This is a genomic window from Veillonella atypica (assembly GCF_041431435.1).
Taxonomy (GTDB): Bacteria; Bacillota; Negativicutes; order Veillonellales; family Veillonellaceae; genus Veillonella; species Veillonella atypica.
This window is the reverse complement of record NZ_JAPVXV010000006.1, coordinates 127,599-139,819: the sequence shown is the minus strand read 5'-3', so window position 1 is coordinate 139,819 and position 12,221 is coordinate 127,599. Positions and strand designations below refer to the sequence as shown.

Annotated in this window: 12 protein-coding genes and 1 rRNA gene; all 13 read right to left on the bottom strand. The window is 40.6% G+C overall.

Translation table 11 applies throughout. From position 1 onward, the window contains the following. Positions 1–483: ribosomal RNA gene (locus tag O3598_RS08690) — 16S ribosomal RNA — on the bottom strand; the annotation flags it as partial. Positions 484–992: 509 nt separating this feature from the next. Beyond that, positions 993–2,168 (bottom strand): MFS transporter, encoded by a 1,176-nt coding sequence (locus tag O3598_RS08685; protein WP_371452394.1) that lies wholly within the window; start codon positions 2,166–2,168, stop codon positions 993–995. A 143-nt stretch (positions 2,169–2,311) separates the two neighbouring features. Next, a complete protein-coding gene (gene secF / locus O3598_RS08680; protein WP_005378319.1) occupies positions 2,312–3,202 on the bottom strand; it encodes a protein translocase subunit SecF in 891 nt (296 codons plus the stop codon). Next, a complete protein-coding gene (secD, locus tag O3598_RS08675) occupies positions 3,199–4,473 on the bottom strand; it encodes a protein translocase subunit SecD (RefSeq protein ID WP_005378325.1) in 1,275 nt (424 codons plus the stop codon). Before secD ends, secF begins: the two co-directional genes overlap by 4 nt. Before the next feature lie 15 nt (positions 4,474–4,488). Further along, positions 4,489–5,055, bottom strand: a complete 567-nt coding sequence (locus O3598_RS08670; RefSeq protein WP_005382975.1) for a 5-formyltetrahydrofolate cyclo-ligase — start codon at positions 5,053–5,055, stop codon at positions 4,489–4,491. Beyond that, positions 5,055–5,345 (bottom strand): preprotein translocase subunit YajC, encoded by a 291-nt coding sequence (gene yajC, locus O3598_RS08665; protein ID WP_005378318.1) that lies wholly within the window; start codon positions 5,343–5,345, stop codon positions 5,055–5,057. The genes O3598_RS08670 and yajC overlap by 1 nt, the downstream gene beginning before the upstream one ends. 78 nt (positions 5,346–5,423) lie before the next feature. Further along, positions 5,424–6,539, bottom strand: coding sequence for a tRNA guanosine(34) transglycosylase Tgt (gene tgt / locus O3598_RS08660; protein ID WP_005378320.1), 1,116 nt, complete (start codon positions 6,537–6,539; stop codon positions 5,424–5,426). A gap of 8 nt (positions 6,540–6,547) precedes the next feature. Beyond that, positions 6,548–7,573, bottom strand: coding sequence for a tRNA preQ1(34) S-adenosylmethionine ribosyltransferase-isomerase QueA (queA, locus tag O3598_RS08655; protein WP_371452393.1), 1,026 nt, complete (start codon positions 7,571–7,573; stop codon positions 6,548–6,550). Between the two features lie 8 nt (positions 7,574–7,581). Then, positions 7,582–9,177, bottom strand: coding sequence for a SpoIID/LytB domain-containing protein (locus tag O3598_RS08650; RefSeq protein ID WP_371452391.1), 1,596 nt, complete (start codon positions 9,175–9,177; stop codon positions 7,582–7,584). 1 nt (position 9,178) lies between these two features. Continuing rightward, a complete protein-coding gene (gene ruvB, locus O3598_RS08645; protein WP_005378326.1) occupies positions 9,179–10,183 on the bottom strand; it encodes a Holliday junction branch migration DNA helicase RuvB in 1,005 nt (334 codons plus the stop codon). 2 nt (positions 10,184–10,185) lie between these two features. After that, positions 10,186–10,794 (bottom strand): Holliday junction branch migration protein RuvA, encoded by a 609-nt coding sequence (gene ruvA, locus O3598_RS08640; RefSeq protein WP_227041780.1) that lies wholly within the window; start codon positions 10,792–10,794, stop codon positions 10,186–10,188. Beyond that, positions 10,791–11,288 carry a crossover junction endodeoxyribonuclease RuvC gene (gene ruvC / locus O3598_RS08635; RefSeq protein WP_016476640.1) on the bottom strand — a complete coding sequence of 166 codons (498 nt, stop codon included), beginning with the start codon at positions 11,286–11,288 and terminating at the stop codon, positions 10,791–10,793. The genes ruvA and ruvC overlap by 4 nt, the downstream gene beginning before the upstream one ends. A gap of 186 nt (positions 11,289–11,474) precedes the next feature. Next, positions 11,475–12,212 carry a YebC/PmpR family DNA-binding transcriptional regulator gene (locus tag O3598_RS08630; protein WP_009661479.1) on the bottom strand — a complete coding sequence of 246 codons (738 nt, stop codon included), beginning with the start codon at positions 12,210–12,212 and terminating at the stop codon, positions 11,475–11,477. Positions 12,213–12,221 lie beyond the last annotated feature (9 nt).

Genomic DNA, 12,221 nt, shown 5'->3' with positions numbered 1-12,221 from the left:
GCACAAGAACCATTCGTCCCGATTAACAGAGCTTTACAACCCGAAGGCCGTCATCACTCACGCGGCGTTGCTCCGTCAGACTTTCGTCCATTGCGGAAGATTCCCCACTGCTGCCTCCCGTAGGAGTCTGGGCCGTGTCTCAGTCCCAATGTGGCCGTTCATCCTCTCAGACCGGCTACTGATCATCGCCTTGGTGGGCCGTTACCCCTCCAACTAGCTAATCAGACGCAATCCCCTCCTTCAGTGATAGCTTATAAATAGAGGCCACCTTTCATCCAGTCTCGATGCCAAGATTGGATCGTATGCGGTATTAGCAGTCGTTTCCAACTGTTGTCCCCCTCTGAAGGGCAGGTTGATTACGCGTTACTCACCCGTTCGCCACTAAGATTGATAGAAGCAAGCTTCCATCGCTCTTCGTTCGACTTGCATGTGTTAAGCACGCCGCCAGCGTTCGTCCTGAGCCAGGATCAAACTCTCCAAGATATCTTGAAGCTATTTGAGTAGCTCATTATGTGTTGTCGTTACATTTAAGTAACTTTGAATTATGGTTGGTTTTGACTATGTCAAAACCCGCACTCTGGCATATGTTCAATCATATGATTGATTACCTATCATTGTTCAGTTTTCAAAGATCTGTTTGCTAGTCACTGTCGTGCGCTAGCGACTTGATTATAATACCAAGTTCAGAGTATTTCGTCAAGCACTTTTTAAAACTTTTTTGAATTAAATTCAACGGTTTTAATGATGTGCTGTCATCCGAATTACGCTGTGTCCTAACGACTTGTATTAGTATATCATAAACAAAGAAAACGTCAACATGTTTTTTAATGCTTTTTGCAACTTCATCATTATCTCATTTATATATAAGTTTTTCACCTATTTACCTTGTCGTCATATGTGTACATATACATATAAAAAAGCACCTACTTGCTTAGTATTTTGATAGATGACTAATCATAAATACTATAACAAATACGTGCTTTTTATAATGCTTATTCCGCTATATATGAGTGTTTACGAATTACAAAATGATATAAAGCCAATGCTATGATCATTATGAGTGATGTAATTTGATATAAAGATTGATAGCCCAATGATTTTGCAATTAAGGCTAAGATAACCGATCCAGCCCCGACGGCTATATCAAGTGCTAAAAAGTATGTGGCTGTAGAAACGCCTGCACGTTCTATTGGTGCTGATTGAACTGCTAACGCTTGAAATGCAGGTTGAGCTGCTCCATAGCCTAGCCCAAGTAATGGCGCAGTACAAATAATCCCAACCGGAGTCGATACCACTCCAAGAATAGCGAGGCCTACGATAAATAGGCCTACACCAGGATAGATGACGAACCGTGAGCCATATCTAGCATATACTTTACCTACTAATGGTCGGCTAATAATTATCATGAGCGCAAACAAAGCAAAGAACACACTACCCCATACACCTGCTCCCATACTATTCAATTCAATAGGAATAAATACTAGAACACCAGAGTATGTAAAACCTATAAACAATCCCATTAATGCCCAAGGAAGGCTTCGTTTTTCTATAAACTGAGATATACTCCATCCCTTAGAAGATTTTTGTTTCGGTTTAGCTAACTCTTTTGGCAATCGAATGACATTACTCAAAATAAAAGCTAGCGCAGTCATTATAGTCAGAAATATATATAGCGCTGAACTTCCATAGGCTTGTAATGTATATAAACCAACAGCAGGCCCTAATACCATAGCAATATTTGAGAATACAGCAAACATATTGATGCCTTCACCTTTGCGTGAAGCAGGCAAAACAACTACGGCCAGTGCTGCCATAACAGTAGTACCTAATGCAAATATAGCGCCATGTATGCCCCGTAGCACAAAAATCGTTTGTAACGATGTGGTTAAATTAAACAACCCCATAATAATAAAGAATAAAACAGATGAAATCAATAAAATTATGCGTTTATCCAACCCATCAATTAAACGTCCTGCAAAAGGACGACATAAGATGGTCCCGATTTGGAAATATGTCATAGCCAATCCCGCATCTAAAGCGGTACCACCTAATTCAGCTGTTAAAATTATGGGCAATGCCGCCACTAAGACATATTGGGTCATATAAAAAATGCCACTACTTACACCATAATTGATAAAAGCAGGACTCCATAAACGTTCTGAACTCACTATATCACTCTTTCTACTTAAAACCTTATATAGTCTTTATTGTATGTTATTTCTCTTTGAATCACAATGATCTCACTCATAAGAAAAACCCCAATCGCAATAAAATGCGATTAGGGTTTATAGCTTTCACCATAACAATCAAATTATTGATTGCGAATGTCGTTCTTATTTCTATTTTTCCAGAGCACCCATAAAGATGTAGCGACACAGATGGAGGAGTATGCACCACTGGCAAAACCAATAATCATACATAGAGCGAAGTTTTTTGTTGTATCCCCACCAAATACAAATAGAGATACGCAGGCAAACATTACAGTAGCTAATGTATAGATACTACGATGAATACTTTGTGCAATAGAAGCATTCGCCAAATCTTCAAATGTATCAGTACGTTTATGAGTATGAGCATTTTCACGAACGCGGTCAAAGATAACTACAGATTCGTTCATGGAATAACCTACAACGGTTAAGATGGCTGCCAAGAAAGATGCATCGATTTCTAATTGGAAGAATGAGAATACACCTAATACCATAATCAAATCATGGAAAATAGCAGTCAATGCAGATACGGCTATTCTATATTCAAAACGATAAGAAATATAGAGCGCCAATACAGCAAAGGCAATAACAAGATTCAATAGCGCATGTTGCGTTACTTCAGAGCCGATAACAGCACCAACGGTTTCAATACGTTTTACTGTGTTTTCACCGATATCGCTATTTAATTTTTCTACTACAGCTGCACTTTCACTTGGCTCCAAGTTACGAGTTCGAATCATAACATCTTCGCCTGCTGTTTCTGCAGTATCACCAGACAATTGAATTTGTGCATTTTCAAGGTCGAATGTTTTCAATACATCACGAACTTGACTGACCTCTACAGGTTTAGTGAATTGAACCTCTACAATGGTACCACCAGTATAGTCAATACCAAAGTTAAAGCCTTTTGTAAAAATAGAAATTAAACTAATGATTACTAGAATGGAGGAAATCACAAACCACCAACGATGATGTCTAATTACGTTGAAACTCATTTGCGCTTACCTCCTTTCAAAGATTTTGGTGCAAAATCATCAGAACTTTTACTTGGTGAGATATTAGCACCAAACCAGAATGGATGATTAGTAAAGTTACAATCAATTAATAGGCGAAGTAAGAAATGGCTGACAGTAATCGCTGTAAACATACTTACAACAACACCTACGCCCAAGCTGATAGCAAAACCCCTTACCGGACCAGAGCCTAAGACTGTCAAGATACCAGCTGTGATGATAACGGATACGTTCGCATCAGTGATTGTAGAAAGAGCCCGTTTAAAACCAGCCTCCATAGCAACACGCATGGATTTACCAGAGAAAACCTCTTCCTTAAAACGTTCGAAAATCAGGATGTTCGCATCTACCGCAACACCCATAGACAAGATAATACCCGCAATGCCCGGCAAGGTCATAGTTGCATTAAAACCTTTACCTAACACGAGAAGTAATAACATAACATATACAAGCAATGCTACATTGGCAACAAAGCCGGATAAACGATAGAGCAAAAGTAAGAATACCATGATCATGGCAATACCAGCGCCAAATGCTACTACGGATTTATCCTTTGAATCTTGACCCAAAGAAGGACCTACAGTACGAACTTCAAGGACATTAATTTTTACAGGTAATGCACCAGAACGCAATAAAATTGCTAAATCTTTTGCTTCATCTAAGGACTTACTACCAGAAATAGTAGCCTTACCACCGGTAATAGCTTGTTGTACTACAGGGTTTGTGAGTACTTCACCATCGAGAGTAATGGAAATATGACGACCAATATTTTTAGATGTTAAATCAGCAAATTTCTTTGCCCCTTCATCACTAAGCTCGATAGCAACTAAAGGTTGTTTATTTTGACCCATTTCCTCTTTTGCATCTTTTAGGTCATCACCGGTCATAACAGTTTCGCCTTTTTCATTTTTAAATTCAAGGACCGCTGTTTTACCGATACGTTTCATTGCTTCATCCGGATCTTTAACACCTGGTAATTCAATGATAATACGTTTTGCCCCTTCCCGTTGCACAATAGGTTCGGACAGACCCATTTCATTAATGCGTCGTTCAAGAATTTGTTTTGCTCGTTCTACCGCATCATTATCAGCTGTACCATGTTCAGTATCCTCTGCTTCTAGCACAATATGCGTACCACCTTGTAAATCAAGGCCTTGCTTTAATGAACCGGCTAACGGTCCAATAAAATACGCAAAACAACCAATAATTGCAGCAATAACGACTAAGAATTTAACTATAGCCTTGCCTTTCAAAATCGTTGCTCCCTTCTAAATAACATGAATTACACCCTGTTCTGTAACGATAGCGGGCATACGTTGATCATAGCGTTCCATCGGAATCGGGTTTTTCATAATTTGCGCTTCCCATGCGACACCAATATAGTTCGATGGTGAAAGCCCCTTAAGAAAACGGTCATAATAACCATTTCCCATTCCCATACGACCACCAAGCCGATCAAATCCGGCACCAGGCACTAGCACAAAATCAATATCCTTAGGATCAATGATTTCATAGGGTTCCTTTGGGACACGGATATTTAGGACGCCATGCACTACATCGTGAAGATTATGAAGTCGTACAGCAATCATCGTAGTCTTATCAGTACAAACAGGTACATAAACGCGTTTACCTGCCTGTAAAGCATGTTCTATAACATCATCCAAATTGGCTTCTTTAGGCATCGCCAAATAGGCCATAATCGATTGTGCCTGTTCATACTGAGGTAATTGAACAATCTCGTGACACAGCTTAGGTGCCCAAGATTCACAATCTGCAATAGATAAAGCAGCGCGCTGGGACTTGCACGCCTGGCGCACTGCTTCTTTTGTTATCATTACTTAGTTTCCTTATTTTTTTTAGAAACTACGGATGCGATAGCAGTACGAGCAAATGTCATTTCTACTTTTTCCGCTACTTGTACCTTAACTTTTTCATCATCAAGTTCGATAATTTCGCCATAGATACCACCAATAGTTACAATTTTTTGGCCTTTTTTCAAGCTGCTCAACAAATTAGTACGTTCTTTTTGTTGTTTCTTTTGTGGACGCCACAACAAGAAATAAAAAATTACGACCATCAAAAGGATTGGCCAGCTAGTTTGTAAAATTTGTTCGATATCACCCATGGGTAATCCTCCTCACTAAAATTCATCTTATCTTTATAAGTATATCTATTCAAAATGAATTTGACTAGTTTTTTTATATTATTTATTAAAGTTATCCCAAAATTGCATTCTAAATTGAGGGAATCGATCCTCTAAAATAGCTTTACGCATCTGGCGCATAAACTCTAATAAGAAATATAAATTATGGTATGTAACAAGTCTCAATGCTAAAATTTCTTCCGCCTTATATAAGTGGCGTAAATAAGCACGAGAATAGTTTTTACATGTATAACATTGACAACCTTCTTCAAGAGGGCCCCAGTCATGCGCATATTGAGCATTTCGAATATTAAGACGCCCATGCCAAGTCATGGCCATCCCATTTCGCGCAACTCGTGTAGGATATACGCAGTCAAACATATCAATACCGCGAGCCACCCCTTCTACCAAACAGTCAGCTGTACCAACGCCCATCAAATAACGAGCTTTATTGGTTGGCAACAACGGTGTTGTATATTCGAGAATTTCATTCATCAAATCATGTGGTTCCCCTACAGATAAACCACCAATGCTGTATCCTTCAAAATCCATCGCCACTAATTCAGCTGCACTTTGTTTGCGCAAGTCTTTATACATACCGCCTTGCACAATACCGAACATACCTTGTCTATCATGAGCATGACGAGCCTCTTGACATCGATGTGCCCAACGCGTAGTACGCGCTGTAGAGCGTTTCGCATAATCATGTTCTGCAGGATAAGGAATGCATTCATCAAAGGCCATCGCAATATCAGATCCAAGTTGTTCCTGTACTTTTGTGGCCACCTCTGGGGAAAGAAATTGTTTAGATCCATCGATATGAGATCTAAATGTTACCCCTTCTTCGGTAATCTTACGCATATCGCCTAAGCTAAATACTTGGAAACCACCGCTATCCGTAAGGATTGCTTGATCCCAATTCATAAATTTATGAAGGCCACCAGCTTCTTCTACGAGCTCAGGGCCAGGTCTTAGGAACAAATGATAGGTGTTACTTAAAATCACTTGTGACCCAATGGCCTTTAGCTCTTCTGGCGTCATCGTTTTTACTGTCGCCTGTGTCCCAACGGGCATAAACATAGGTGTTTCATACGTACCATGTGGCGTATGTAACAATCCCGCACGGGCACCCGTATGAGGACAAGTTTTCTGTAATTCATATGTAATACTCGGCATAGAATCTCCTAACGTATAAACATAGCATCGCCAAAACTAAAGAATCGATATCGTTCTTTTACAGCTGCTTTATAAGCTGCTAAACAATGTTCACGACCGGCTAGTGCACTAATGAGCATTAATAATGTAGATTGTGGTAAATGGAAATTAGTTACCAATGCATCTACCATCTTAAATTTATAGCCCGGATAGATAAAGATTTTTGTCCATCCACTTGTGGCATGTAGTATACCATCATCAGTAGAGGCTGATTCCAAGGTGCGAATCGATGTAGTACCTACTGCAATAATACGCTTACCCTTAGATTTTGCTTCATTAATACGACGCGCTGTATCTTCAGATACGCTGTAGAATTCGCTATGCATATCGTGATCTTCAATAGTTTCTACGGATACAGGTCTAAAGGTACCTAAACCAACATGAAGGGTAACAAACTCGAGTTCTACACCTTTAGCTTTAATTTTCTCTAATAGTTCCGGTGTAAAGTGTAGTCCCGCTGTTGGAGCCGCAGCAGATCCCTTTTCCTTTGCATACACCGTTTGATAGCGATCCTTATCCTCAAGTTTTTCATGAATATATGGTGGTAACGGCATTTCACCAATTTCTTGAATAATATCATCAAATACACCATCGCAGGTAAATTCCACGATACGACCGCCAAAATCAGTTTTATCTAATACAGTTGCTTTCAACCGCTCATCAAACACAATAACCTGTCCAATCGGACATTTCTTGCCAGGTTTAACGAGACACTCCCAGCGATTTTCTCCACATGGTGTAAGTAATAAAACCTCCACCTTGCCACCGGAACCCTCTCGTTGACCATATAACCGAGCTGGGATAACCTTCGTATTATTAAACACGAGGACATCTCCTGCTTGTAATTCATCAAGTAATTCGTAAAAATGTGCTTTATGTGTATACTCACCAGTTATTTTATCCAATGTAAGCAACCGCGATGTATCGCGAGGCTCTACAGGATGTTGAGCAATAAGCTCCTCTGGTAAATCATAATCAAAATCTGTAACTTTCATTCTTATCCTTAATACATTTTTTTCAATGTAATACCACTATAGTAATGTCTTAAAATTGTTTGATAATAATTAGTGTCCCCCGTACCAGCTCGTTTCGCCATTTCAGCGGCGCCCCATTGTGACATACCAAGACCATGGCCCCACCCATGACCTTTAATGTACACTGTATCATTCTTGCCTGTGAAAGTATGATACGCTTTACCAGTTGAACTTGCTGGATTTTGATTGACATAAAAATCAAATAATGTTGACTTTAAACCTAACATGCCCCGTAAATCATCACCACTTACCGTAACCTTACCAGCAGTACCTACGAAGGTCGCCGATTTAATACGCCCAGACACGCCTCTATCGGCTGTGGCCTTGCCAGGATTTCCCAATGGGGTTAATTGAATACTCTTCAACTTACCCACTCCCTTACTAGCAGCATTTAACTTGCCCTCTAAAGTGCTACGGCTTGTGGATACTGTCCAATTTGACGCACTAGAATTGCTATTTGAAAAATCTTTAACACCTTTCAAGTACGGAATATCATTGCCCCATACATTGACACTGTCCTCGGTATAGCCACCACCATCAGAATGGAACAAGGCATTAATAGGACGATTATTATATAGCATAACAACGCCTTTAGTATGATTAACAGCAGCCGTAGTACTTTGTGTTTCACCGCTCACACCACCATATACTTGATGATCTGTAGACGTGCTCACATCATAGAGCTGATTTTTATTTTGCTCCATCGTATGTAGTGCATACGTACGAGCCGCTACAGCTTGCGCTTCTAAGGCCGCTGCTGGCCAAGATGGAATCGCCTCTTGTGGAACAACACCATATAAATACGATTCCAATGGAACTGCATTAATAACCATCATAGCTCCATTATTGGCCCGCAATGTAAGAGCCCCTCGATACGCTTTGCCTTCAAAGGTAAAAATATCACCACTCGTAGGTTTTAATGTGACAACAGAATCAAGAGCTTTGCCATTAACAGCAATCTTATTGCCCCGTACACCTACGGATACAACCTTATGACTACCAACCTTACCATTATTGCTAGTAAGAACAGTTACGCCATTTGCACTCGATACGGAGGCATCTTGACGACGAGATCCAAGTAAAACGCGAACGTCCGGTGTATTTTCTACACGAACGCGCGTTGTTACTTGTTCTACTTGATTCTTCGTCACCACCGCGGCCGTTGCACGAGATGCTGTAGTAGAAGTTGTAAGCTTCGGTTTTACAGCAGTAGTATTAGCAACCTTTGGTTTTGCATTGGCTACGGTCGTACCCTTTGGCTTTACGCTTGATTGTGCAGTAACCTTAGGTTTAACAGTTGTAGTTGCTGTAACTTTAGGTCTAATAGTCGTAGATGCAGTAACCTTTGGCGCCGGTTTTATAACGAGCGGTTTAAACGTGGATTTTCCAATAGTTCCACGCACAGCTTTTACAGGAGTTTTTCCCGACACCGTTGTTGATGATTTAGCTACAACAGGTTTTGTTCCCAATTTACCTACTACCTGTGCAGCCTCAACAGTTGCAAAACTATGAATGCCTAACAATAATGTTGTCATAATCATTAATGGTAATTGTTTCTTTTTCATTTTATTTCCCTGTTTGCGAAATACCTAGATGATCATAAGCCAATTTAGTAGCCACACGCCCCCGCGGTGTTCTACCTAAAAATCCCAATTGCATCAAATATGGTTCATACACATCTTCGATGGTATCTCTCTCTTCACTGACGGCAGCCGCTATTGTTTCTATCCCCACAGGGCCACCATCATAATTTTCAATAATACACTTCAACACTCGTCTATCAATGCGGTCAAGTCCCATCTTATCCACATGTAGACGTTTTAGCGCTTCATCTGCAATATCCGCAGTAATAACGCCATTCCCCACAACTTGTGCAAAATCGCGAACTCGTTTTAACAATCGATTCGCAATACGCGGTGTTCCTCTCGAGCGTCGAGCAATCTCACTAGCACCAGCTTGCTCAATGCCGATATTCAAAATATCCGCAGCACGAGTTACGATAAATTCTAACTCTTCTTGTTTGTAATATTCCAATCGACTCACGATACCGAATCGATCACGCAATGGCGCAGCCAATGCCCCAGCTCGTGTCGTCGCACCAACCAAGGTAAACTTTGGTAAATCAATGCGGACGGAACGCGCACTTGGTCCCTTGCCGATGATAATATCCAAGGCATAGTCCTCCATAGCAGAGTACAATACCTCTTCTACACTTCGTGAAAGTCGATGAATCTCATCGATAAACAAAACATCATGTTCATCAAGATTCGTCAAAATAGCAGCTAAATCGCCGGCTTTTTCTATAGCAGGACCTGATGTTATACGAAAATTAACACCCAGTTCATTAGCAATAATGCCAGCTAATGTGGTCTTACCTAGCCCCGGAGGACCATATAACAGAACATGATCTAAGGCTTCACCACGCTGTTTAGTAGCTTGAATATAAATATTCAGATTATCCTTAGCCTCTCGTTGGCCAATATACTCATTAAAATACTTAGGTCGAAGACTATATTGCCATACGTCCTCTTCTCGATCACCGCCGCCTACGAGGCGTACTTCTTCGTTCATGGCTAACGTCCTTTCCCAAGTTCAACTAAACAAGCTTTTATCAACGCAGATACATCTTTTGAACCATCGTTTAAGGATTCAACTAGTGCTTCCACATCTTTTTGCGCATATCCTAATGATACCAGTGCCTCAATCGCCTCCCCGCTCGGTCCGCTATGAGTAACACTAATTGGTTGGATGGCTGCAGGTGTTTCAACACTAATCTGAGTCATCTTCGCTAACTTATCCTTTAATTCTAGGACAAGACGCTCTGCCGACTTTTTCCCTATGCCCGGTAATTTTGTTAATTGTTGTACCTGACCATTAATAACAGCCAATTTGAAAGCCTCTGGCGTCATGCCGGACAATATGCCTAAGCCTACCTTTGGCCCAATACCAGAAACAGAAATGAGCAGAATAAAAAGTTCGTACTCATCCTCTGTCCAAAATCCGTATAGTTGCATTGCATCTTCCCGAACATTAAGATAGGTAAACAATGTGGCCTCTTGCCCCTCTATTAATTGTTGTCGTGTAGTGGTTGGCACATACACACGGTACCCTACACCATGTACATCTACATAACAAGATTCCTTGAATAGATGTGTTACAATGCCTCGTACATACCCAATCATTTAATTAACCTCATCAATCTATCTTGGTGAGAACTATGCGCCGTACAAATGGCGACTGCTAATGCATCCGCCGTATCATCGGGCTTAATTTTCTCACGAATCCCCAAAATATTCATGGTCATGTAAATAACCTGATTTTTATCGGCCTTACCATAACCAGTAACAGCCTGTTTAATTTGTAATGGCGTATATTCATATATAGGTATCCTCTGTTGCTCTGCGGCCAGCAATATAACCCCACGAGCTTGCCCTACCTTAATCGCCGTCGTTACATTACGATTAAAAAAGAGTTCCTCTACACCAAACTTATCCGGCTTATATTCCTCTAAAATATCGCTTAAATCATTAAATAAGATTTCTAAACGCTGAGCATCTGTCAGTTCCTTAGGAGTCGTAATAGCCCCATAGACTACTGGCGTTAGCTTGCTTCCCTGCACGTCAATAATGCCATAGCCGCAAATTGCCGTACCTGGGTCGATTCCTATAATCCGCACTCCATCCCCCTCAGTTTAAAAATGAGATAAGCCAAAGCTTACCTCGTAACACTCATAATCTATTTTATTATAGCATATTAGAACATCGAAATTCATGAAATCACGATATTTTTATTACCTTTTTACAAGGAGAAACTAGGCGAAGATAAAAAATGAGGAGTGCTCCTAGAGCACTCCCTGTTTCTATTATTCTTCTTCGTCGTCTGGCAAAATACCATTGTGGTATACGTTTTGTACATCATCAAGGTCATCCAAAACATCGAGCATTTTTTGCATTTTTACAGCATCGTCACCAGATAATTCGATAGTTGTATCTGGAATCATTGTAATCTTTGCCACTTCAGTTTCTATGCCCGCATCAGCCAAGGCTTGTTCTACTGCATCAAAATCTTCTGGCGTTGTATAGATTTCAAACACATCATCTTCCGCTTTAAGATCTTCTGCACCCGCATCAAGAGCCAACAATGTCAATTCATCTTCATCGTGACCTTCTTTATCGATAACGAATACGCCTTTAGATTTAAACATCCAGCCTACACAACCGCTTTCACCAAGATTACCACCTTGTTTGGAGAAGGCATGGCGCACATCGGCAGCCGCACGATTACGATTATCCGTCATAACCTCTACGGTAACAGCAACACCGGCAGGACCGTAACCTTCATATACGATTTCTTCATATGCATTCATATCCGTAGCGCCAACGCCTTTATCGATAGCACGTTGAATATTATCCTTAGGAATATTGTTTTCACGAGCTTTTTGTAAAGCCAATTTCAAGCGCATATTACCCGTTGGATCCGCACCACCCATACGTGCTGCAACGGTAATTTCACGACCGATTTTCGTAGCTAATTTAGCCTTCAACGCATCGGTTTTACCTTTTTTATGTTTAATATTTGCCCATTTTGAATGTCCTGACATAGACGCCTC

Excerpts from the sequence above, each read along its gene's own strand:
- secF (WP_005378319.1), bottom strand. The coding sequence starts at position 3,202 with ATGAGTTTCAACGTAATTAGACATCATCGTTGGTGGTTTGTGATTTCC.
- O3598_RS08670 (WP_005382975.1), bottom strand. The coding sequence starts at position 5,055 with ATGATAACAAAAGAAGCAGTGCGCCAGGCGTGCAAGTCCCAGCGCGCT.
- yajC (WP_005378318.1), bottom strand. The coding sequence starts at position 5,345 with ATGGGTGATATCGAACAAATTTTACAAACTAGCTGGCCAATCCTTTTG.
- tgt (WP_005378320.1), bottom strand. The coding sequence starts at position 6,539 with ATGCCGAGTATTACATATGAATTACAGAAAACTTGTCCTCATACGGGT.
- queA (WP_371452393.1), bottom strand. The coding sequence starts at position 7,573 with ATGAAAGTTACAGATTTTGATTATGATTTACCAGAGGAGCTTATTGCT.
- O3598_RS08650 (WP_371452391.1), bottom strand. The coding sequence starts at position 9,177 with ATGAAAAAGAAACAATTACCATTAATGATTATGACAACATTATTGTTA.
- ruvB (WP_005378326.1), bottom strand. The coding sequence starts at position 10,183 with ATGAACGAAGAAGTACGCCTCGTAGGCGGCGGTGATCGAGAAGAGGAC.
- ruvA (WP_227041780.1), bottom strand. The coding sequence starts at position 10,794 with ATGATTGGGTATGTACGAGGCATTGTAACACATCTATTCAAGGAATCT.
- O3598_RS08630 (WP_009661479.1), bottom strand. The coding sequence starts at position 12,212 with ATGTCAGGACATTCAAAATGGGCAAATATTAAACATAAAAAAGGTAAA.